General features: G+C 51.4%; 23 protein-coding genes. 15 read left to right on the top strand and 8 right to left on the bottom strand.

The genetic code is table 11. The features are described from left to right. Positions 1 to 132: 132 nt before the first annotated feature. Complete coding sequence (trhO, locus tag EDC54_RS07030) at positions 133 to 1,200, top strand: oxygen-dependent tRNA uridine(34) hydroxylase TrhO (RefSeq protein WP_132454615.1); 1,068 nt, start codon at positions 133 to 135, stop codon at positions 1,198 to 1,200. A gap of 75 nt (positions 1,201 to 1,275) precedes the next feature. Here the strand turns inward: trhO and EDC54_RS07025 are convergent, their stop codons facing one another. From EDC54_RS07025 to pyrC, 6 genes are all read right to left on the bottom strand, one after another. Further along, complete coding sequence (locus tag EDC54_RS07025) at positions 1,276 to 1,851, bottom strand: YceI family protein (RefSeq protein WP_132455134.1); 576 nt, start codon at positions 1,849 to 1,851, stop codon at positions 1,276 to 1,278. A 28-nt stretch (positions 1,852 to 1,879) separates the two neighbouring features. Further along, on the bottom strand, positions 1,880 to 2,434 hold the full coding sequence (locus tag EDC54_RS07020) for a cytochrome b (protein ID WP_132454613.1): 555 nt from the start codon (positions 2,432 to 2,434) through the stop codon (positions 1,880 to 1,882). Positions 2,435 to 2,834: 400 nt separating this feature from the next. After that, positions 2,835 to 3,089, bottom strand: coding sequence for a biofilm formation regulator BssS (bssS, locus tag EDC54_RS07015; protein WP_132454611.1), 255 nt, complete (start codon positions 3,087 to 3,089; stop codon positions 2,835 to 2,837). Positions 3,090 to 3,328: 239 nt separating this feature from the next. Further along, positions 3,329 to 3,586 carry a hypothetical protein gene (locus EDC54_RS07010; protein WP_132454609.1) on the bottom strand — a complete coding sequence of 86 codons (258 nt, stop codon included), beginning with the start codon at positions 3,584 to 3,586 and terminating at the stop codon, positions 3,329 to 3,331. A 208-nt stretch (positions 3,587 to 3,794) separates the two neighbouring features. Further along, positions 3,795 to 4,043: a DNA damage-inducible protein I gene (dinI, locus tag EDC54_RS07005; RefSeq protein WP_132454607.1), complete on the bottom strand. Its 249-nt coding sequence runs from the start codon at positions 4,041 to 4,043 to the stop codon at positions 3,795 to 3,797. A gap of 106 nt (positions 4,044 to 4,149) precedes the next feature. After that, the gene (gene pyrC, locus EDC54_RS07000; RefSeq protein ID WP_132454605.1) at positions 4,150 to 5,193 is read right to left on the bottom strand and encodes a dihydroorotase; all 1,044 of its coding nucleotides are present in this window, start codon (positions 5,191 to 5,193) and stop codon (positions 4,150 to 4,152) included. Positions 5,194 to 5,377: 184 nt separating this feature from the next. Between pyrC and EDC54_RS06995 the strand changes: the two genes are divergently transcribed. Next, positions 5,378 to 5,668, top strand: a complete 291-nt coding sequence (locus EDC54_RS06995; protein ID WP_132454603.1) for a putative quinol monooxygenase — start codon at positions 5,378 to 5,380, stop codon at positions 5,666 to 5,668. A 62-nt stretch (positions 5,669 to 5,730) separates the two neighbouring features. On the opposite strand, the gene rne is transcribed toward EDC54_RS06995, so the two are convergent. After that, positions 5,731 to 9,024, bottom strand: a complete 3,294-nt coding sequence (rne, locus tag EDC54_RS06990) for a ribonuclease E (protein WP_132454601.1) — start codon at positions 9,022 to 9,024, stop codon at positions 5,731 to 5,733. Positions 9,025 to 9,604: 580 nt separating this feature from the next. Here rne and rluC point away from each other — a divergent pair. Further along, entirely contained in the window at positions 9,605 to 10,561 is a 957-nt protein-coding gene (gene rluC, locus EDC54_RS06980) for a 23S rRNA pseudouridine(955/2504/2580) synthase RluC (protein ID WP_132454599.1), read from the top strand. A 55-nt stretch (positions 10,562 to 10,616) separates the two neighbouring features. On the opposite strand, the gene EDC54_RS06975 is transcribed toward rluC, so the two are convergent. Further along, a complete protein-coding gene (locus tag EDC54_RS06975; RefSeq protein WP_132454597.1) occupies positions 10,617 to 11,201 on the bottom strand; it encodes a Maf family protein in 585 nt (194 codons plus the stop codon). Positions 11,202 to 11,341: 140 nt separating this feature from the next. Here EDC54_RS06975 and yceD point away from each other — a divergent pair, with 140 nt between their 5' ends. The 12 genes from yceD to holB all read left to right on the top strand — a co-directional run bounded on the left by yceD (position 11,342) and on the right by holB (position 21,123). Then, positions 11,342 to 11,863, top strand: coding sequence for a 23S rRNA accumulation protein YceD (gene yceD, locus EDC54_RS06970; protein WP_132454595.1), 522 nt, complete (start codon positions 11,342 to 11,344; stop codon positions 11,861 to 11,863). A gap of 16 nt (positions 11,864 to 11,879) precedes the next feature. Next, a complete protein-coding gene (gene rpmF / locus EDC54_RS06965) occupies positions 11,880 to 12,050 on the top strand; it encodes a 50S ribosomal protein L32 (protein ID WP_005970518.1) in 171 nt (56 codons plus the stop codon). 29 nt (positions 12,051 to 12,079) lie between these two features. Then, on the top strand, positions 12,080 to 13,126 hold the full coding sequence (plsX, locus tag EDC54_RS06960) for a phosphate acyltransferase PlsX (protein ID WP_132454593.1): 1,047 nt from the start codon (positions 12,080 to 12,082) through the stop codon (positions 13,124 to 13,126). Between the two features lie 6 nt (positions 13,127 to 13,132). Further along, positions 13,133 to 14,086 (top strand): beta-ketoacyl-ACP synthase III, encoded by a 954-nt coding sequence (locus tag EDC54_RS06955; RefSeq protein WP_132454591.1) that lies wholly within the window; start codon positions 13,133 to 13,135, stop codon positions 14,084 to 14,086. A 17-nt stretch (positions 14,087 to 14,103) separates the two neighbouring features. Continuing rightward, positions 14,104 to 15,033: an ACP S-malonyltransferase gene (gene fabD / locus EDC54_RS06950; protein WP_132454589.1), complete on the top strand. Its 930-nt coding sequence runs from the start codon at positions 14,104 to 14,106 to the stop codon at positions 15,031 to 15,033. A gap of 13 nt (positions 15,034 to 15,046) precedes the next feature. Continuing rightward, on the top strand, positions 15,047 to 15,781 hold the full coding sequence (gene fabG, locus EDC54_RS06945) for a 3-oxoacyl-ACP reductase FabG (RefSeq protein ID WP_132454587.1): 735 nt from the start codon (positions 15,047 to 15,049) through the stop codon (positions 15,779 to 15,781). A 154-nt stretch (positions 15,782 to 15,935) separates the two neighbouring features. Further along, entirely contained in the window at positions 15,936 to 16,172 is a 237-nt protein-coding gene (gene acpP, locus EDC54_RS06940) for an acyl carrier protein (RefSeq protein ID WP_005970506.1), read from the top strand. 81 nt (positions 16,173 to 16,253) lie between these two features. Further along, complete coding sequence (fabF, locus tag EDC54_RS06935) at positions 16,254 to 17,495, top strand: beta-ketoacyl-ACP synthase II (protein ID WP_132454585.1); 1,242 nt, start codon at positions 16,254 to 16,256, stop codon at positions 17,493 to 17,495. Between the two features lie 128 nt (positions 17,496 to 17,623). Next, a complete protein-coding gene (gene pabC, locus EDC54_RS06930; RefSeq protein WP_132455130.1) occupies positions 17,624 to 18,430 on the top strand; it encodes an aminodeoxychorismate lyase in 807 nt (268 codons plus the stop codon). A gap of 11 nt (positions 18,431 to 18,441) precedes the next feature. Then, positions 18,442 to 19,461, top strand: coding sequence for an endolytic transglycosylase MltG (gene mltG / locus EDC54_RS06925; protein WP_132454583.1), 1,020 nt, complete (start codon positions 18,442 to 18,444; stop codon positions 19,459 to 19,461). Further along, the gene (tmk, locus tag EDC54_RS06920) at positions 19,451 to 20,110 is read left to right on the top strand and encodes a dTMP kinase (protein WP_132454581.1); all 660 of its coding nucleotides are present in this window, start codon (positions 19,451 to 19,453) and stop codon (positions 20,108 to 20,110) included. The genes mltG and tmk overlap by 11 nt, the downstream gene beginning before the upstream one ends. After that, positions 20,110 to 21,123 carry a DNA polymerase III subunit delta' gene (gene holB, locus EDC54_RS06915; RefSeq protein ID WP_132454579.1) on the top strand — a complete coding sequence of 338 codons (1,014 nt, stop codon included), beginning with the start codon at positions 20,110 to 20,112 and terminating at the stop codon, positions 21,121 to 21,123. The genes tmk and holB overlap by 1 nt, the downstream gene beginning before the upstream one ends. Positions 21,124 to 21,125: the final 2 nt, after the last annotated feature.

The following is a 21,125-nucleotide window of genomic DNA, read 5'->3' as shown; positions in this document are numbered from 1 at the left end:
CTTTTCGCCAGGGATTTCATGCCCTGACAGCTGCGGCACTATCAGGTATGATGCCGGGCGATGCGAACCATTGGGCTAGCGCTCAATGAGAAACCTCGCAGGCTAACCTTCATGAAGACAGGAACGTACACCATGCCAGTGTTACATAACCGGGTGTCCAATGAGGAACTAAAGGCGCGTATGCTTGCTGAAACCGAGCCGCGTACTACTGTTTCTTTCTATAAATATTTTACGATTGACGATCCCAAAGCCTTTCGTGACCGCCTATATGTTCAGTTTGAACAGCGTAAGGTATTCGGGCGCATTTATATTGCAACTGAAGGGATTAACGCACAAATCAGCGTCCCCAATAATCAGTTTGATTCCTTTAAAGAAGCCTTATTTAGCGCACATCCGGCGCTCGATCAGGTTCGCTTAAATATCGCACTGGAAGATGACGGGAAGTCGTTCTGGGTACTGAGAATGAAAGTTCGCGCACGGATTGTCGCTGACGGGATTGATGATCCCACCTTTAATCCGGCGAAGGTCGGGCAGTACCTGAAAGCAGAGCAGGTCAATGCCATGGCCGAAGATCCCAATACGGTATTCGTTGATATGCGGAATCACTACGAATATGAAGTCGGGCACTTCAAGAATGCGCTAGAGATTCCGTCCGATACGTTTCGCGATCAACTTCCTATGGCTGTTGATATGCTGAATGACGCGCGTGATAAAAATATTGTCATGTACTGTACGGGGGGCATTCGCTGCGAGAAAGCCAGCGCTTACATGCTTCATCATGGCTTTGAAAATGTGTATCACGTAGAAGGCGGTATTATTGAATATGCGCGCCAGGCTAAAGCGAAAGGGCTGCCGCTGAAATTTATTGGCAAGAACTTTGTGTTTGATGAACGCATGGGTGAACGTATCTCTGATGAGGTGATCGCACACTGCCATCAGTGCGGAGCCTCATGCGATACCCATACCAATTGCCGCAACGAAGGGTGTCATCTCCTGTTTATTCAGTGCCCAAACTGTGCGGCAACCTATGAAGGGTGCTGTAGTCGCGTATGTCAGGATGAAATGAAACTGCCCCTGGAAGAGCAACGGGCAAGGCGCAGCGGGCGTGAAAATGGAATGAAAATTTTCAATAAATCCAAGGGACTATTGACGTCATCATTACGTATTCCTCTGCCTGAGACGAAAGGTAATACGGAATAATTGGTGATAGCGCGCTCAAGTAAAAAGCCCTTTCCTGAGGAAAGGGCTAGGGTTTGCCGCAGCAAGCGTTAAACTTTATTTCTGACGAATGCCTTCAACCGAAATAATCAGTTCGACTTCTTGTGACGCCGGGCCGAGGTCGGTCGTGATGTTGAAATCTTTCAGCTTGATAGTACCTTCTGCTTCAAATCCCGCACGGTAGTTGCCCCACGGGTCATCCCCCTGACCGATGAGTTTTGCATCCAGTTTAACGGGCTTGGTCACGCCATTTAACGTCAGGTTACCGGTAATATCGTATTCGTTGCCGTCTTTATTTACTTCCGTTGAGGTAAAGGTTGCCTGAGGATGCTTGGCAACGTTTAAAAACTCTGCGCTACGCAGGTGCTTGTCACGCTCAGCATGATTGGTATCAACGCTGTTGGTGTTGATCGTGACATTTACTTTATCCGCTGACGGGTTTTTTTCATCAAAGGTAAACGCGCCATCAAAGTCATTAAAGCTGCCATAAAGCCAGCTATAACCAAGGTGTTTAATGCGGAATTCAATAAACGCGTGCTGGCCTTCCTTGTCTAACTTGTATTCTGCGGCTAACGCTGAACCGGCAGAGGCAAGCATAGATACTGCGGTCAGGCCCAGTAGTGTTTTTTTCAGCATTCGTGTTTCTCCATAATCTCAAAAGTTAAGGAACGTTGCGACCCAACATCCGTTTCAACGTGTTATCACCATCGATAAAGTGGTGTTTTAATGCAGCTAAGCCGTGCAGCACTGATAGAGCAACCACCGCCCATGCAAGATAAAGATGCACGTCGCCTGCTATATCGGCTTGATCCGTCAAGCCGCTGACAATGGCCGGAATTGAAAACCAGCCAAAAACTGAAATTGCTTGTCCTTCCGCGGTGGAAATCAGATAACCACTGATAAGAATTGCGAAAAGAATCACGTAGAGCGCAATATGCGCCAGGGTTGCGCTCACCCGGGTCAATGTTGAGTAACTTTTCAACGGGGGCGGTGGCGGGGAAATAAAACGCCAAACCACACGAAACAACATGACGGCAAACAGCAGAGTACCGATAGCTTTGTGAATTTCCGGGGCTTTGTGATACCAGATGTCGTAGTAGCCTAATGAAACCATCCAAAGCCCTAAAGCAAACATACCATAGACTGTCAACGCCGCTATCCAGTGCAGCAGAATGCTGATATGGCCGTAACGAGACGATGTATTACGCCAAAGCATAGTGATAACTCCCTATCAGATTTTTAACATGGCTGGTTGGCAAAATTAAACAGGAAGCAACATAAAATCAATATAAACTTTTAAATTGCAACACTATCATAAACAAGAACAGTTTTTTTGAATCTAAATTCATAACTTATTCAATTCAGTTATGGTAACTCATGAACCGTGACCGCTATTTCTGATGCCGGTTTTCAGACGGAAATGATGAATAAATATGACATTGACGCGAAAGCGGTACATTCAGAGGACAAATAACAATCGGTCGAGGGTAATTGATTGAAGAATATAAAAAAGAAATGAGAATAAAACTAAAATAACGGCACCGCCAATATAGCGGTGCTGTTATTAAGTCAAATTAACAGAAGATTGAATCGATGATTAATAACGCAATCAATGGTTAATGTTTTCGATAGTCGCCGACATCAAAGTCAGTCGATTCGATTTTCGCAATACCGGCTTCAAGTATGTTTATCAACTGCCTTGCTACATCGGTCGTTAGCCAAAGTGTCCGGTCAACATGTGCTTCATCTGGTGCTTGATCCGCGTCGGACAAGTAGTGTAAACGGATCATCATGGCGTCATAACTGTCAACGGTACTGATGTCCCAACCTACAAGAGGGTGTGTCTGAATAACTTCATTTTTTCTATCCATAAATACCCCTTATTGACTAGTTACTAACATGAGTGACTAACGAGGTTTCAGGTGGCTCATTATCTTGACTGAGCTTTATCAGTATACTGCTGCTTATTTAATTTATGGGAAATATTTTCAATTTTTTGTAAAAAAAATGACACGGGCCAATATGAATAAACGCAGTGGTATATCAAATAAAATATCGGGACGAACACCATTTTCATCCCGAAGAGAGGGGGGATAGGCGACGCGGAACATTATTCCGCAACCGGCCCTGCGTTTTTCTCCAAGCTGGCGGCGAGGCGGGCAAGATATTTTTTCATGACCGGATCCCGGTTCTCATTTTGAGATTCCAGCGTCAGATTGTGGATCATCAACTGGTTTGACTTTTCATCAAGGCAAAATGCCAGCGATGAAAAGGCGAGTTCCAGCGCGTCGAGTTTGCGTTGTTGCTCTCCAATAAGCGCCAGCAGTTCCCCGAATGTCATTGCTTCTTCTGGTTTCTCTACCGTCATAACAGATACCCTCAGTCATAACACATGGCGAAATGCCGTTTCGAACCGTCATTACAGCCAGATCCTCGTTATCTTTCAAGTTGTAACATCGACTTATTGCGGACGTCGCATCATCGGATGTCAGCGCATATGCATAACATAGGTTCTGATACCATGCCACTGCGCGACACCGGTCAGATAACGTAATAATTTTTATTTTTTTAAAATCTCAAACATCCTGCTCTGGCGTAAACCAGTCATCGGCGCTTTCCCAGGTTTCTTGCAGAATGTCTGAGATGCGATCTTTATCCTCTTTGCCTGCTCCCAACACTGTCAGGCTATTCGAGGATGCGTAACGCACCTGAATGGGGATATCAGGGTAAATTCTGTGAATACGGTTTGTCAGTTCTTGCTGAAGCGCATCTATCGCACCGGGGGGTAAAGGCGTTGTCTTAGCAAGAGTAATTTCTACGCGCATGTTGAGTCTCCCAATGAAAACTGTTTATTTATACAGTCATTGCGTGTCAAGAACAAGGCGCGACATAAAATTTAGCCCATCGGCATTATACGGATGGGCTAATCGATTAACGAACTGACCAGTTGAGGCGTTGTCCTGCCAAAAAAGGGATTAATGATTCATCACCGAGTGGGATTTCTTCAGGGAATGTTATCGCTTCGCGATGCAGCTCAATCCAGCTTTCATTAACCGGCAGGCCGTAAAAACGTGGGCCGTTCAGTGAACAGAATGCCTCAAGCTTATCTAACGCGTTCATCTCTTCGAAAACCGTAGCGTATGCGCTTAAGGCCGCTTGTGCGTTGAACACGCCGGCACAGCCGCAGCAGGACTCTTTTCTGTGTTTGGCATGAGGTGCAGAATCGGTGCCGAGGAAAAGGCGATTGCAGCCGCTGGCTACTGCATTACGCAGCGCCTGTTGGTGGATGTTGCGTTTTAATATGGGCAGGCAATACAGGTGAGGGCGAATGCCGCCGACCAGCATATGATTGCGGTTGAACATCAGATGCTGGGGAGTAAGGGTTGCCGCGAGATAATCGTTTCCGTCAACAACGTATTGTGCCGCTTCTTTTGTCGTAATGTGTTCAAGGACGATTTTCAATTCAGGAAATTGCCGGCGCAGAGGCTCCAGCACGGTTTCAATAAAACGGGCTTCCCGGTCAAAAATATCAATGTCGGGATCGGTAACTTCCCCGTGGATGAGCAGCGGCATCCCTATCTTTTGCATTTTTTCCAGGATGCCGGAAATATTGGCAACGTTGGTCACGCCATGGCTGGAATTTGTCGTGGCGTTGGCTGGGTATAGTTTGGCCGCGGTGAAAACGCCTTGCTCAAAACCGCTGACAATTTCATTGGCGTCGAGCCCATCGGTCAGATAGCAGGTCATGAGCGGCTGAAAGCGATCCCCCTGCGGGACAGCGGCTAAAATACGCTGACGGTATGCAATGGCGCTCGCTATGCTGGTAATCGGCGGCGTCAGGTTCGGCATGACAATAGCACGACCAAAGATGCGGCTGGTATAAGGGAGTACGGTTTCCAACATCTGATCGTCACGCAGATGAATATGCCAATCATCAGGGCGACGAATTTTAAGTGTGGAAGGCTGTGCGGTCATGACATTGTGCTCCGGCGGTCAGTAGAAAAACATCATCTTCAAGTTGGTGTTGGGACTGATAGGCGGGGGACAAGGATAAGCGTAAAGTGGCTACAATGCATCCGTTTGTTTATGAAAGCTTGAAATTAACGCCGTATTGGCATTTGATATCATTATCTTATCTATGAAGAAATAAGGGATGTGTATGGAAATTCGTATTGTCGCCACTATTCAGGCAAAGGCAGAATTCATTGCGGACGTTAGCGCGACGCTAAAACAAGTTGTCGCGTCCAGCCGACAGGAAGCGGGAAATGTGCAGTATGATTTGCACGAGGTAGTCGATAAGCCTGACACTTTTGTGTTTTTCGAACGTTGGAAGGATCGGGATGCTCTGGCGTTACATGAGCAGAGCGAACACTTCAAACGTCTGCTGGCTGAGCTGGATGGAAAAACGGAACGCGTGGATATTAACCAACTGAACCTTTTAGGCGAATAAGCGAAAGTTAACGGTAAAAACCCCCGCCGGACGGCGGGGGGAGATAGTGACGAAAGACAGGCTTATTCGTTGACTGGCGCAGGCTTGGTTGCTGGCGCAGTTGAATGGTTCAGCGCAGCGTGGCCGCCTGCGGACCCTTTACCGGAGAACGCATAGGTCGGGCGAACCCAATCGCTGTGCCGTGCCGGCTCGGGCTGGTATGCCGGTGCTGGCGCATGGGTTGCCGGCGCCGTCGCGTGGAGCTTATAGCGAGGCTCGGCGACATCGGCCTTGTCTTCAGCATTCGAGTCAGTAGATCCTATCGCCGGTTGAGCGTTAACCGCGACCAGTGCAGGCTCGTCCTGAAGCGGTTGCGGCTGGCTGATATCCTGCGTTGCTGTAATAGCAGGCTCTGCGGCATCGGTTTGCTCCACGGCGTCAGCCTCAGATGGGATGTCTTCGTTGACAACATCATCTGCAATCTGCTCATTCGCATGGTCAGCCGTCGTGTCAACAATTTCATCCGTATTAACGACCTCATCCGCATCAACCGCTTTCACTTCTTCAACTGCACTTACGGCCACTGCGGCAATTGCATCGTCGATCGCGGTATTATCAATGGCTGATCCGACAATGGTTTCGCTACCATCGGCGCTGACGTCGACATCAGTAACATTACTATCCTGAATAACGTCAGCAGTGTGCGCGGTTGCTGTCGGCTCGGTCTCGTTCTGAGTCCCGTTTTCAACAATCGCGGCGTCCACAACCGTTTGAGTTTCTACGGTATTGACTTGCTCAGGTTCCGTTGCGGCGATAACGGCGGGTAACAGCGGCGTTGTTGCGGTGAGGCTTTCTTCCTGCTGTTGTCCTTCGGCCTGCTGCGCCTGTGCGACAGGATAGCTAACCCAGACCTTGCCTGAGGCCATTTCCGGCGATGCGGCAGCAAACGCCAGTGGCATCGCGGATTGAGAAGGGTAGCGCTCATCGCGATAACGGCGGCGACGCTGACCGCTAACGCGCAGGTGGCGAGGTGAACGACGTGAACGACGCGGCATACTGCCATTCTCGTTATTGGCGCGATTCGCCTCGTTTTGCTCGTTATCGGTTTCCTGGCTGTCTGCCGCAACGTTGATGGTGTTGACGTCAGATGGAGACAATGTGGATGTTTCAACAACAGGCTGTACGCTGTCCGGCTCGGTCGCTTGTTCGTTTTCTGACTGAATACGTACTTTCTGCGTGAGCTGACGGCGCTGACGGCGAGGCATAACCTGAGCGGGTTTATCCTGCTCCTCGGTGTTATCGTCCGAATTTTCAGCCGTAGATTGCGCTTTAGTTTCTGCTGAAGACTGGCGACGCTCTTCCTGACGGCGACGCTGGCGTTCAGCACGCGGCTCGCGACGCGGTTGTTCTTCAACGCTGGCCTTCTCTGCGGTGTCTGAGAGCGTGTCTACCACCGCTTCCTCAGGATTTTGCCGCTTATTACGGCGCGGGTCATCGCGCTGCTCACGATTGTCTCGTGAGCCACGGTCACGGCGATTACTGCCTTGACGGCGCGAATGACGACGCTCAGGGCGTTGCGTTTCAGCGGATTTTTCTTCTTCGGCTTTCTGCTCATCAAGCGTATCTGCCGCTTTTGTGGCAGGTTCGGAAGCAAAAAGACCTTTTAGCGCGCTGACGAAACGGCTAATGAAGCCCGGCTGCGTTTCCGCCGCGGCTTGAGCGACGACTGGCGCGGCTTTGGCCACCGGCGCGGCGGTTTCCGTCGGCATGTCTGCCAGGGAAAACGTCGCTAAAGCGGGCTGCTCAGGTTGCTTACGCTCAATCGTTTGCTCTTCTTGCAACTGCTGAGTTTCGGTTTCTAACCGCTGAGGCAACATGTAGCTGAGCGTTGGTTTTTCTTCACCTTTGCGAACGCGAACCACAGAGTAGTGCGGTGTCTGCATGCCATCGTGCGGCACGATAATGGCACGAACGCCGCCTTGACGTTTTTCGATGGCATTCACCGCATCACGCTTCTCATTCAGCAGATAAGACGCGATCTGAACGGGAACGATGGCGTGAACTTCTTTGGTATTTTCCTTCAGGGCCTCTTCTTCGATCAGACGCAGAATAGACAGTGAAAGCGATTCGTTGTCACGGATCGTACCGGTGCCGCTACAGCGAGGGCAAACATGATGGCTGGATTCGCCCAACGAAGGACTCAGGCGCTGACGCGACATTTCCAACAGACCAAAGCGGGAAATGCGGCCAATCTGGATACGAGCGCGATCCTGACGAACGGAGTCACGCAGACGGTTTTCAACTTCGCGCTGGTGGCGAACCGGGGTCATATCAATAAAATCGATAACGATCAGGCCACCAAGGTCGCGCAGCCGCAACTGACGGGCAATTTCATCTGCGGCTTCAAGGTTGGTATTAAAGGCGGTTTCCTCAATATCGCCCCCACGCGTCGCACGAGCGGAGTTGATATCGATAGCCGTCAGCGCTTCGGTGGTATCAATAACGATAGAACCGCCGGACGGCAGGCGAACCTCACGCTGGAAGGCCGACTCGATCTGCGATTCGATCTGATAATGGCTGAATAACGGAATTTCGCCGCTGTACAATTTAATCTTACTGCTGAAATCGGGGCGACCCAGCGCAGCAATATGCTCTTTCGCCAGATCGACGATTTTGGGGTTGTCGATTAGGATTTCGCCGATATCCGGACGCAGATAATCGCGGAATGCGCGCACGATCACGTTACTTTCCTGATGGATCAGGAAGGGCGCCGGACGTCCTTCAGCCGCTTTTTTAATCGCGTCCCAGTGCTTCAGACGGAAAGCCAGATCCCATTGCAGCGCTTCGGCAGATTTGCCCACGCCCGCGGTACGAACAATGAGTCCCATACCGTCTGGCAGTTGCAGAGAGCCCAATGCTTCTTTAAGTTCGGTGCGGTCGTCACCTTCGATTCGGCGAGATATGCCGCCAGCGCGCGGGTTATTCGGCATCAAGACCAGATAGCTGCCCGCCAGACTGATAAACGTCGTCAGCGCTGCGCCTTTGTTGCCGCGCTCTTCCTTATCAACCTGAACGATGACTTCCTGACCTTCACGTAACACGTCTTTAATGTTAGGGCGACCGTGGGAAGCATAGTTATTGGGGAAGTATTCGCGGGCGATCTCTTTAAGAGGGAGGAAACCATGCCTTTCTGCGCCATAATCAACGAAAGCCGCTTCAAGACTGGGTTCGATACGCGTGATTTTACCTTTGTAGATATTTGCTTTTTTCTGCTCATGACCGGGACTTTCGATATCCAGATCATACAGCCGTTGACCATCAACCAAAGCAACACGCAACTCTTCCTGCTGAGTTGCGTTAATTAACATTCTTTTCATCTTCAACTTACTCGTTATTTTTACTTGCATTATTGATAGAGCTGCGGACAAAAGAACCGCATGACCGGAGTGAACCGATGGCCTCGTGGCTTATCGCAGGGACGTCAACCTCCCGGTTGTCGCCTGCATAGAGGCGCATGTTTCGGTAGCCTGTTTTTCCTGATGGAAAACAGCGCATTTACTGGGGGAACCGCTTCTGAAGAATGTCGCCAGACCTGATTCCATTTGCCGGCCAAGCTGCAGTCCGCAGCCCGCTAACTGCTTGATTTCGCATTACGTCTTACGCCATTGCTGCGTGTGTGCGCTATCAGGCAAACTTAATAATTTCGCAATTTCCCTCGTTTTATCGGAAACCCGCGTGGGAAACGCAAAAGCATTATTCCACTGCTGACACCGTTATAGCAAGGTGACTTTGCCTGTCTGTATAAAGATAGTTCTGTCGCCATCACCAAAACAGGCAGAGTTTGACGCTAAGCCTGCTTGACCCGCCGATGTAACAATATCTTTATAAGTCAGACACACAGTTAAGCACAGAAAAAGAAGTGGCGCTATTGGGTTGCTCTATTTAGAATCGCGCATCATGAAAACAGATCATCCTTCAGTACAATTTGTGACTATCTCCGCAGATGAAGCGGGGCAGCGCATCGATAATTTCCTGCATACCCGCTTAAAGGGTGTGCCTAAAAGTCTGATCTACCGCATCTTGCGAAAAGGCGAGGTAAGGATAAATAAGAAGCGGGTCAAGCCAGAATACAAATTGCTCGATGGCGATGAAATCCGCATTCCGCCTGTTCGACAGGCTGAACGTGACGAAGCGCCTGTTTCTGCCAGCCTTGGTAAAGTCGCCGCGCTGGCGGAGTGTATTCTTTATGAAGATGATTACCTGCTGGTGTTAAACAAGCCGTCAGGGACAGCGGTACATGGCGGGAGCGGCTTAAGCTTTGGCGTGATCGAGGGGTTGCGCGCTTTGCGCCCGCAAGCGCGTTTTCTGGAGTTGGTACACCGTCTCGATCGTGATACTTCCGGCGTTTTACTGGTCGCGAAAAAGCGCTCGGCGCTGCGGTCATTGCATGAGCAACTGCGCCTGAAAGGGATGCAAAAAGATTACCTCGCGTTGGTTCGCGGCCAGTGGCAGTCTCATTGCAAGGTCATACAGGCGCCGTTGCTTAAGAATACGCTGCAAAGTGGTGAACGCGTGGTGCGGGTAGACAGCGAAGGTAAGCCATCGGAGACACGCTTTAAAGTTGAAGAGCGTTTTGAGCATGCGACATTGGTGCGGGCGAGCCCGGTTACTGGACGTACGCATCAGATTCGCGTGCATACTTTGCATGCCGGGCACCCCATTGCGTTTGACGATCGTTACGGCGATCGCGAATTTGATCGGCAACTGGCAAATACGGGGCTAAAACGTTTGTTCCTGCATGCGCAGGCGCTACGTTTTGAACATCCTCATTCCGGCGAGACGCTGAGGATTGAAGCCCCATTGGATAACGCGCTTCGTCAATGTTTGCAAACGCTGCGTAAGACGAAATCTTAAACACCGTCCGGTTTCTCCTCCGGGATAGTTCGTCATCGGGCTATCCCGCGTCATTTCATACCGTCAGCGGATTGATGCCTTCCTGTCTCAGCATGTGCGTCAGCGCGATCAGCGGTAGCCCAATGAGCGCATTGGGATCTCGCCCGGATAGTCGCTCGAATAAGGTAATGCCCAGCCCTTCACTTTTAAAACTGCCAGCGCAGTTCCAGGGTTGTTCTTTATCCAGATAGCCGCTGATTTCAGTCTGTGTCAGCGCACGGAAATACACGTCAAAGGGTTCCGCAATGCTCTGCATGTTTTGAGTCGCGCTATTAAAAAGTGCCAAACCGGTAAAGAATGAAACGCATTTTCCGCTGGCCTGTTGTAATTGTCGCGTGGCATTGACCTTATTATAGGGCTTCCCCGTAATCGTATCTTCCAGCACGCAAACCTGATCGGAACCGATAATCAGATGAGCGGGATATTGTGCAGCCAGCGCCCGCGCTTTGTTTTCAGCAAGACGAATCACGAGATCGCGGGCGTTTTCGCCGGGGTGGGGCGTTTCGTCAATATCGGGCGATGCGCAAATAAAAGGGATGGCCAGTTTTTCCAGTAAGGCCCGGCGGTAAGGTGATGTTGAAGCGAGGATAATCTGCTGCATAATTTTTTGATAAACCATGGCGTAATAATGAAAGGCATTTTAAACTATGCGCCGCTCTGGAAGCGAATATTGGTGAAAGGCGGCGCTTCACTGCCTTTTTCTTTGACTCTATGTCGTTACGACGTTAATATGCGCGCCCTATGCAAAAGGTAAAATTACCCTTAACCCTTGATGCGGTTCGCACTGCTCAAAAGCGTTTAGACTATGTTGGTGTCTATTTGCCTGAACAAGTAGCGCGGGTTGCCGAATCAGTGGTGAGTGTGGATAGTGATGTTCAGGCCTCCTTATCTTTCAATATTGATAATCAGCGCCTGGCGGTGATTGACGGTAATGCGGACGTTACGGTCACACTGATGTGCCAACGTTGCGGAAAGCCGTTTGAACATCAGGTCCATGCGACATTTTGTTTCAGCCCGGTCGTCAATGATGAACAGGCCGAAGCGTTACCGGAAGCGTATGAACCGATCGGCGTCGATGAATTCGGCGAAGTCGATCTGCTGGCAATGATCGAGGATGAAATTATTCTGACGTTGCCTATCGTTCCGGTGCATGATTCTGAACACTGTGAAGTGTCCGAAGCGGACATGGTGTTTGGTCAACTGCCTGAAGAGGCGGAAAAGCCAAATCCGTTTGCCGTATTAGCCAGTTTAAAGCGTAAGTAATTAAGGAGTAAGGTCCATGGCCGTACAACAGAACAAACCTAGCCGTTCCAAACGTGGTATGCGTCGTTCACACGATGCGCTGACTACCGCTTCTGTATCCGTAGATAAAGTTTCTGGCGAAACTCACCTGCGTCACCACATCACTGCGGACGGTTACTACCGCGGTCGCAAGGTCATTGCCAAGTAATTCTTGCGAATTATTTGCAAGGCAATATCTTGACACGCCTAACTCTGGCGTTAGATGCGATGGGCGGGGATTTCGGTCCCTGCGTGACAGTGCCTGCTGCGTTGCAGGCACTGGCTTCAAATCCAGTCCTCAATTTGTTATTAGTCGGCGATCCCGCTGCGATTACCCCATTACTTGCCAAAGTCGATTCTGAGTTGCTGTCCCGTTTAGACGTTGTTCCAGCAGAATCGGTTATTGCCAGTGATGCAAGACCGTCGCAGGCTATTCGTGCGAGTCGTGGTACCTCAATGCGCATTGCGCTTGAATTGGTGAAAGAGGGCAGAGCGCAAGCTTGCGTGAGTGCGGGTAATACGGGCGCACTGATGGGGTTGGCCAAGCTTCTGATTAAACCGCTTGAGGGGATTGAACGACCGGCGTTGGTGTCAGTCTTACCCCATCAACAGCGCGGAAAAACGGTCGTGCTGGATCTTGGGGCGAATGTCGATTGTGATAGCACGATGCTGGTTCAGTTTGCCGTGATGGGCTCGGTGATGGCGGAAGAAGTGCTGGCGCTGACGAATCCCCGCGTCGCATTGTTGAATATTGGTGAAGAAGAAAGCAAAGGATTAAGCACGATCCGTGATGCGGCGGCGCAGTTAAAAGAGGCGCCGTCAATAAACTACATTGGTTATCTGGAAGGCAATGATTTGCTGACAGGAAAAACGGATGTGATGGTTTGTGACGGCTTCGTGGGGAATGTCACATTGAAAACGGTGGAGGGCATGGTCAGGATGTTCCTGTCATTGCTAAAATCACCCGCTTCGGACCCGACGAAAAAACAAAAACAGTCCTGGTGGTTGAAATGGTTGGGACGCTGGTTAAAAACACGGTTATCAAAGCGTTTCAGTCATTTGAATCCCGATCAGTATAACGGCGCATGTCTGTTAGGATTACGGGGAACTGTAATCAAAAGCCACGGCGCAGCAAACCAGAAAGCGTTTGCGGTTGCTATCGAGCAGGCAATGCAGGCGGTACGGCGGCAGCTTCCTGAACGAATTGCCGCCCGTCTACAAGCGGTATTACCCAAGAGTGACTAAGCGTACATGTATACAAAAATAATCGGAACGGGCAGCTATTTGCCTGAAGAAATCAGGACGAACGCTGATTTAGAGAAAATGGTGGAGACGTCGGACGAATGGATCGTCACGCGTACCGGAATTCGTGAACGTCGCATTGCTGCGGCGGATGAAAATGTCGCGACCATGGGATGCCGGGCAGCGCAAAACGCGTTGGAAATGGCGAACGTCGATGCGTCTGAGGTGGGGTTGCTGATCGTCGCGACGACATCATCAAGCCATGCGTTTCCCAGTTCAGCCTGCCAGATTCAACAACTGCTGGGCATCAAAGATACCATTGCTTTCGATCTGGCTGCGGCCTGCGCGGGGTTCACTTACGCTTTAAGCGTTGCCGATCAATATGTTAAAAACGGCACGGTAAAATACGCGCTGGTGGTGGGTTCTGATGCTTTGTCTCGTACATTGGATCCTGAAGATCGCGGTACGCTGATTCTGTTCGGCGACGGTGCTGGAGCTGTGCTGTTAACGGCATCAGAGCAACCGGGCATTCTTTCTACCCATTTGCATGCCGATGGTCGTTACGGCGAGCTGCTGGCGTTGCCGCATCAGGACCGTAGCCGCCAGGATACGCCTGCTTACCTGACGATGGCGGGTAATGAGGTCTTTAAAGTGGCGGTCACGGAATTGGCGCATATTGTTGAAGAAACGCTGCAGGCGGCTCAACTGGATAAAAGTGAAATAGATTGGCTGGTTCCTCATCAGGCCAATCTGAGAATCATCACCGCCACCGCGAAAAAACTGGGCATGGGAATGGACAAGGTCGTTGTGACGTTGGATCGTCATGGCAACACCTCCGCCGCTTCCGTGCCTTCCGCGTTGGATGAAGCGGTGCGAGACGGGCGTATTAAACCAGGACAGTTAGTGCTGCTTGAAGCTTTCGGCGGCGGCTTTACCTGGGGTTCCGCACTGGTTCGTTTTTAATTAAACAGGATTGTGATATGACGCAATTTGCAATGGTGTTTCCCGGTCAGGGATCGCAGACGGTCGGCATGCTGGCGGATCTGGCCGCTGAATACCCGATCGTTGCCGAGACATTTGCTCAGGCCTCTGAAGTTTTAGGCTATGATTTGTGGCAGCTTACCCAACAGGGGCCAGTTGAAGCGTTGAACAAAACCTGGCAGACGCAACCTGCGTTACTGACGGCCTCTGTTGCTATCTGGCGCGTCTGGCAGCAGCATGGTGGGAAAACGCCGGCATTGATGTCCGGTCATAGCCTTGGGGAATATTCCGCGCTGGTATGTGCCGGGGCGCTCGATTTCCAACAGGCTGTCAGTCTGGTCGAGTTACGCGGCAAACTGATGCAGGAGGCGGTGCCGGAAGGGACCGGCGCGATGTACGCCATTATCGGGCTGGACAATGAGGCGATTGTTAAAGCGTGTGAAGCGTCTGCGCAGGGGCAGGTGGTGTCTCCGGTAAACTTTAATTCACCGGGACAGGTAGTGATTGCGGGTCATAAAGACGCCGTCGAACGTGCTGGCGCGGCGTGCAAAGCGGCTGGCGCGAAGCGTGCTTTGCCGTTGCCTGTCAGCGTACCGTCACACTGTGCCTTGATGGCGCCGGCGGCAGAGAAACTGGCCGTCGCGCTGGAGAGTGTGACGTTTAATTCTCCTGTCATTCCCGTGGTAAATAATGTTGATGCCCGCATCGAAACGGCGCCAGAGGCGATCCGTGATGCGCTGGTGCGCCAGCTCTATCGTCCCGTTCGCTGGACTGAATGTGTTGAATTTATCGCTTCTCAGGGCGTTGAGTCGCTGCTGGAAGTCGGACCGGGCAAGGTATTGACCGGTTTAACCAAACGAATCGTCGATAGCCTGACAGCAACTGCGGTGAACGATCCTGCTTCTCTGTCAGCGGCGATTGAGAAATAAGAACGGAGAGACCATGAGTTTTCAGGGGAAAGTTGCACTGGTTACTGGCGCAAGCCGGGGTATAGGGCGAGCCATCGCCGAGACGTTGGTTGCCCGCGGGGCAAAAGTCATAGGTACCGCAACCAGCGAAAAAGGGGCTGAAGCGATTAGCGCCTGGCTGGGTGAGAACGGTAAAGGTTATAAGCTGAATGTTGCCGATGCGGCTTCAGTGGAAAACGTATTAGCAGAAATTCGCGCGGAGTTTGGCGACGTTGATATTCTGATCAATAACGCCGGTATCACTCGTGATAACCTGCTGATGCGCATGAAAGATGATGAATGGCAAGATATTCTGGATACCAATCTGACTTCGGTATTCCGGATGTCCAAAGCCGTGATGCGCGCCATGATGAAAAAACGTTTTGGCCGTATCATTACCATCGGTTCCGTTGTAGGAACAATGGGCAATGCAGGGCAAGCCAACTATGCGGCTGCGAAGGCGGGGCTGATTGGGTTCAGTAAATCCCTCGCGCGCGAAGTGGCCTCTCGCGGCATTACGGTCAACGTGGTTGCGCCTGGTTTTATTGAAACAGATATGACTCAGGCATTGACAGAAGAACAGCGAGCAGGCATTTTGACGCAGGTTCCCGCTAACCGACTCGGTGATGCGAAAGAAATCGCCAATGCTGTTGTATTTTTAGCCTCTGATGAGGCTGCTTACATTACTGGCGAAACATTGCATGTCAATGGCGGCATGTATATGATCTAAAAAGCTCGAAAACTATTTGCATTATTTGCGGTGATAACCGCAAAATAGTATAAAATCGTGGTTCGACCAGCCGAGATTTTGTTGCATCTTTTCAAACATTTTATACACTACGAAAACCATCGCGAAAGCGAGTTTTGATAGGAAATTTAAGAGTATGAGCACTATCGAAGAACGCGTTAAGAAAATCATCGTTGAACAGCTTGGTGTTAAGCAGGAAGAAGTCGTAAACAATGCTTCTTTCGTTGATGACCTCGGCGCTGATTCTCTTGACACCGTTGAGCTGGTAATGGCTCTGGAAGAAGAATTTGATACTGAGATTCCAGACGAAGAAGCTGAAAAAATCACGACTGTTCAGGCAGCCATTGATTTCATTCAGGCTAACCAGCAGTAAGCGAACATATCTAGGCGGTCATTCGACCGCCTAAGTTTTTTTGTCCCGCAGTGATTTTTTTTCCCTCCCTGGAGGATAAGCGTGTCTAAGCGTCGAGTAGTTGTGACCGGACTGGGCATGTTATCTCCTGTCGGCAATACAGTTGAGTCTACCTGGAGTGCTCTTCTTGCCGGTCAGAGTGGTATCAGCCTGATCGACCATTTCGATACTAGTGCCTATGCAACGCGTTTTGCTGGCTTAGTAAAGAATTTTAATTCTGAGGAATTCATTTCGCGTAAAGAAGCTCGCAAAATGGATGCCTTCATTCAATACGGGGTTGCTGCTGGCGTACAGGCCATGCAGGATTCTGGTCTGGAAGTAACGGATGAAAACGCATCGCGTATCGGTGCGGCGATTGGCTCCGGTATCGGCGGTCTGGGGCTTATTGAAGAAAACCATAATGCGTTGGTCAAAAGCGGCCCTCGCAAAATCAGCCCGTTCTTCGTACCATCGACCATTGTCAACATGGTCGCCGGCCACCTTACCATCATGTATGGACTGCGTGGCCCGAGTATCTCAATCGCCACCGCCTGTACCTCCGGCGTGCACAACATCGGTTACGCAGCACGTACCATTGCTTACAACGATGCGGATGTAATGTTGGCCGGTGGGGCGGAAAAAGCCAGTACGCCGTTGGGCGTTGGCGGGTTTGGCGCGGCGCGTGCGTTGTCTACACGCAATGAGGACCCTCAGGCGGCGAGTCGCCCGTGGGATAAAGATCGCGATGGCTTTGTGCTGGGCGACGGTTCCGGCATTATGGTGCTGGAAGAATATGAACACGCGAAAAAACGCGGTGCGAAAATCTACGCGGAAGTTGTCGGTTTTGGCATGAGCAGCGATGCGTATCATATGACGTCACCGCCGGAAGATGGCTCAGGCGCCGCGTTGGCGATGGAAAACGCGTTGCGAGACGCAGGCTTGTCGACGACTCAGATCGGTTATATTAACGCGCATGGCACCTCTACGCCGGCGGGTGATAAAGCTGAAACGCAGGCGGTGAAATCTGTGTTTGGCGCTGACGCTGGCCGTGTGCTGGTCAGCTCGACCAAATCCATGACGGGCCATTTGCTCGGCGCAGCCGGGGCAGTGGAGTCTATCTTCAGTATTCTTGCTCTGCGCGATCAGGCGGTTCCGCCGACGATCAATCTGGATAACCCCGATGACGGTTGCGATTTGGATTTCGTGCCGCACGAGGCGCGTCAGGTGAGTGGAATAGAATACGCCCTTTGCAACTCTTTCGGTTTTGGCGGGACCAACGGTTCGCTGATCTTCCGTAAGATTTAATTGCGGCGGTATGTTGAAAAAACCCGGTTTCCGGGTTTTTTTTTGTCTGGATAAAATCAGAAATACCTGTTTGTACAAGGTGCCGTTTTACTGGCAAGCTGGCGACGGTGAACATTATGGGGTCCATTATGCTGTGGATTGATGGTCAGTTACAGCAACAGCTTTCAGTGCTCGATCGGGGTACGCAGTATGGCGATGGCTGCTTTACCACAGCCAGAGTCTGTGCCGGTGGGATTGTCTGGCTTGATCGACATATTGCGCGTCTGCAACAGGCCGCTGAGCGCTTATTATTTCCGGCGGTGGACTGGGAAAGCCTGATCGCTGAGATGAATCAGGCAGCACAGGGTCAATCGAACGGCGTCGTGAAAGTGATGCTAACTCGTGGCGTCGGCGGGCGTGGTTATAGTCCGAAAGGCTGTCTCCAACCGACTCGCATCGTCATGCAGGCGGACTATCCTGCGCACTATGCTAACTGGCGTGAACGGGGCATTAATCTGAATCTGAGTCCCGTGGCGTTGGCCAAAAATCCGCTGCTGGCGGGAATAAAACATCTAAATCGGTTGGAACAAGTGCTGATCCGTGCAGCCCTTGACCAGACCTCCGCCGAGGAAACGCTGGTGCTTGACACGTCAGGTATGCTGGTGGAATGCTGTGCCGCTAATTTATTCTGGCGTAAAGGCCACCGTGTTTATACGCCGGATTTGTCTCAGTCAGGGGTGGATGGTGTTGCCCGCCAACATATCATCGCTTTGTTAACGGGGTCCGATTTTGAACTACAGATTGTCAACGAACCGATCTCTGCGTTGGGGGATGCGGACGAAGTGCTGGTTTGCAACGCATTAATGCCAGTCGTCCCCGTGAATCAGGCGCATGTCTGGCGCTATCATGATCATGCCAGAACGCTTTATCGCTTTTTGCATCCCGGCTGTGAGTAATTGGTTGATTTATGAATAAAAAGAAAGTTGGTTTATTGATCGTTGCCGTCATCGTATTGTCGATAGCGATCGCATGGCAGAAAATGCAGCGTTTCGCCGCCTCGCCGTTGGCGATTGAAAAAGAAACCATTTTCACTCTCCCGGCAGGTACGGGGAGAGAGGGGCTGGAAAGCCTGCTTGTTGAACAAAAAATTATTGCTGACGGCACGTTCTTCCCGTGGCTGCTGCGTGCGGAGCCCGAACTGGCGAAGTTCAAGGCCGGAACCTACCGTTTTATGGTGGGGATGAGCGTTCGTGAGATGTTGGCGCTGTTGTCCAGCGGCAAAGAGGCGCAATTCTCTATCCGTTTTGTAGAAGGATCGCGCCTGAAAGAGTGGCTTGAAACCCTGAGACAGGCGCCATATACCACGCATACGCTGGTCGATAAAAGCGAGCAGGATATTGCGATGTTGTTGGAGATAAAGGATAAGCCTAACCCTGAAGGATGGTTTTATCCTGACACTTATTTATATACCGCCGGAACGAGCGATATTGACCTGTTGCGGCGCGCGCATGAGCGCATGAAAAAGACGGTTGATGAGGTCTGGAAAAGGCGTGAACAGGGGCTGCCCTATAAAACGCCGGATGAATTGCTCACGATGGCATCGATTATTGAAAAAGAAACGGCCATCAATGAGGAGCGTACTCAGGTTGCCTCTGTTTTTGTCAACCGCCTGCGGCTTGGTATGCGTTTGCAGACTGACCCAACCGTGATTTACGGCATGGGAGACGATTATAAAGGGGTGATAACCCGCAAAGCGTTGGACACGCCGACGCCTTACAATACTTATGTCATTTCCGGTTTGCCGCCCACGCCGATCGCCATGCCGGGAAAAGCGTCGCTGGATGCGGCTGCTCATCCGGCCAAAACGTCTTATCTGTATTTTGTTGCAGATGGCAAGGGCGGACACCGTTTTACCACTAACCTTGCAGATCATAATCGGGCTGTGAAGGTATACCGCTCAGCGTTAAAGGAACGGGATGAACAGTAAATTTATCGTCATTGAAGGATTGGAAGGGGCAGGAAAGACGACAGCGCGTAATATCGTTGTGGAAACGCTGCGCGCACATGGCGTACAGGATGTGGTGTTTACGCGAGAGCCGGGAGGTACGCCGCTGGCAGAGAGATTGCGTGAGCTGATCAAACAAGGCATGACCGATGAGAAGGTTACCGATAAAGCGGAAGTTCTGATGTTATACGCGGCCAGAGTACAACTGGTGGATAACGTCATCAAACCCGCATTGGCCCGCGGCCAGTGGGTTATCGGCGATCGTCACGATCTCTCTTCACAGGCTTATCAGGGCGGAGGACGCGGTATTGACCAGCAACTGCTACGGTCGCTGCGCGATACCGTATTGGGTGATTTTCGCCCTGACCTGACGCTCTATCTTGATTTACCCCCCGCGATTGGGCTTCAGCGCGCGCGTCAGCGTGGCGAACTGGATCGCATTGAGCAAGAGTCGCTGGCTTTCTTTGACCGTACCCGTTCCCGCTATCAGGAATTGGCCGCGGAAGATAACCGCATCGTGACCATTGATGCGTCGCAATCGATTGATGCCGTCAATGCCGATATTCGGTCGGCATTACAGCAGTGGCTGCGGCAGCAGGGGCTACATCCCGTCGAGCAGGAGTCGCGTTGATGGATTGGTATCCGTGGCTGAAGGCTTCCTACCAGCAGCTTATCCGCCAGTATCAGGCGGGGAGAGGCCACCATGCGGTTCTGTTGCATGCATTGCCGGGCATGGGCGACGAGTCGCTGATTTATGCGCTGAGCCGCTGGCTGATCTGTCAACGGCCTAACGGCATGAAAAGCTGCGGACAATGTCACGCTTGTCACCTGATGAGTGCGGGCACGCATCCCGACTGGCACGTGCTGAGTCCGGAGAAAGGCAAGCAAAGTCTGGGGATAGACCCGGTGCGCGACGTCGTGGAAAAAGTGTATCAGCGCGCCCGACAGGGGGGCGCGAAAGTGATTTGGCTGCCTGCCGCCGAACAGCTAACCGAGGCCGCGGCGAATGCGTTGTTAAAAACACTGGAAGAGCCGCCGGAGAAGACCTTCTTTTTATTGAGCTGCCGCGAGCCGGCCCGTCTATTGGCGACGCTGCGAAGCCGTTGCCTGTATCACTATTTGGATGTACCGAACGAAACGCAAAGCGTGCTGTGGCTGAATACGCGCCACCAGTACGATCGTGAAGCCCTGCGCACAGCGCTGCGATTACAATCGGGCGCGCCGCTGGCGGCAGAGGCGCTGTTGCAACCGGACTGCTGGAAGCAGCGAATGGTATTGTGTCAGGCGGTTTCTGACGTACTTACTTCACGAGACTGGCTGGCGCTTTTGCCGGCGCTGCATCATGATGATGCCGATGTGCGCATTCATTGGCTGACTGTGCTGCTGCTGGACGCCCTGAAATGGCAGCAGGGTGCCAGCGAACATTTGGTGAATCAGGATCAGGTCGCACTGGTTGAGCGTCTGGCGCTCGAACCTGGCGCGCACTTGCAGTATGAACTGCAACAGTGGCTGGCATGTCGACAACGATTACTGAGTGTGACGGGCGTGAATCGTGAGCTACTGCTGACGGATCGCCTGCTTAACGGCGAGCGCACATTCTCTTCATCAATTCAACGAACCGATCATCCCTTTCTGGTTAACTAAGA

The sequence above is a fragment of the Samsonia erythrinae genome (assembly GCF_004342665.1).
GTDB classification, from domain to species: Bacteria; Pseudomonadota; Gammaproteobacteria; order Enterobacterales; family Enterobacteriaceae; genus Samsonia; species Samsonia erythrinae.
Note: the sequence above shows the minus strand (reverse complement) of the source record. Positions and strands in the feature narration are given on the sequence as shown.

What these genes read in the sequence shown, in the direction of transcription:
- trhO (WP_132454615.1), top strand. Translation starts at nt 133, where the DNA reads ATGCCAGTGTTACATAACCGGGTGTCCAATGAGGAACTAAAGGCGCGT.
- EDC54_RS07020 (WP_132454613.1), bottom strand. Translation starts at nt 2,434, where the DNA reads ATGCTTTGGCGTAATACATCGTCTCGTTACGGCCATATCAGCATTCTG.
- bssS (WP_132454611.1), bottom strand. Translation starts at nt 3,089, where the DNA reads ATGGATAGAAAAAATGAAGTTATTCAGACACACCCTCTTGTAGGTTGG.
- EDC54_RS07010 (WP_132454609.1), bottom strand. Translation starts at nt 3,586, where the DNA reads ATGACGGTAGAGAAACCAGAAGAAGCAATGACATTCGGGGAACTGCTG.
- dinI (WP_132454607.1), bottom strand. Translation starts at nt 4,043, where the DNA reads ATGCGCGTAGAAATTACTCTTGCTAAGACAACGCCTTTACCCCCCGGT.
- pyrC (WP_132454605.1), bottom strand. Translation starts at nt 5,193, where the DNA reads ATGACCGCACAGCCTTCCACACTTAAAATTCGTCGCCCTGATGATTGG.
- EDC54_RS06995 (WP_132454603.1), top strand. Translation starts at nt 5,378, where the DNA reads ATGGAAATTCGTATTGTCGCCACTATTCAGGCAAAGGCAGAATTCATT.
- rne (WP_132454601.1), bottom strand. Translation starts at nt 9,024, where the DNA reads ATGAAAAGAATGTTAATTAACGCAACTCAGCAGGAAGAGTTGCGTGTT.
- rluC (WP_132454599.1), top strand. Translation starts at nt 9,605, where the DNA reads ATGAAAACAGATCATCCTTCAGTACAATTTGTGACTATCTCCGCAGAT.
- EDC54_RS06975 (WP_132454597.1), bottom strand. Translation starts at nt 11,201, where the DNA reads ATGCAGCAGATTATCCTCGCTTCAACATCACCTTACCGCCGGGCCTTA.
- yceD (WP_132454595.1), top strand. Translation starts at nt 11,342, where the DNA reads ATGCAAAAGGTAAAATTACCCTTAACCCTTGATGCGGTTCGCACTGCT.
- rpmF (WP_005970518.1), top strand. Translation starts at nt 11,880, where the DNA reads ATGGCCGTACAACAGAACAAACCTAGCCGTTCCAAACGTGGTATGCGT.
- EDC54_RS06955 (WP_132454591.1), top strand. Translation starts at nt 13,133, where the DNA reads ATGTATACAAAAATAATCGGAACGGGCAGCTATTTGCCTGAAGAAATC.
- fabD (WP_132454589.1), top strand. Translation starts at nt 14,104, where the DNA reads ATGACGCAATTTGCAATGGTGTTTCCCGGTCAGGGATCGCAGACGGTC.
- fabG (WP_132454587.1), top strand. Translation starts at nt 15,047, where the DNA reads ATGAGTTTTCAGGGGAAAGTTGCACTGGTTACTGGCGCAAGCCGGGGT.
- acpP (WP_005970506.1), top strand. Translation starts at nt 15,936, where the DNA reads ATGAGCACTATCGAAGAACGCGTTAAGAAAATCATCGTTGAACAGCTT.
- pabC (WP_132455130.1), top strand. Translation starts at nt 17,624, where the DNA reads ATGCTGTGGATTGATGGTCAGTTACAGCAACAGCTTTCAGTGCTCGAT.
- mltG (WP_132454583.1), top strand. Translation starts at nt 18,442, where the DNA reads ATGAATAAAAAGAAAGTTGGTTTATTGATCGTTGCCGTCATCGTATTG.
- tmk (WP_132454581.1), top strand. Translation starts at nt 19,451, where the DNA reads ATGAACAGTAAATTTATCGTCATTGAAGGATTGGAAGGGGCAGGAAAG.
- holB (WP_132454579.1), top strand. Translation starts at nt 20,110, where the DNA reads ATGGATTGGTATCCGTGGCTGAAGGCTTCCTACCAGCAGCTTATCCGC.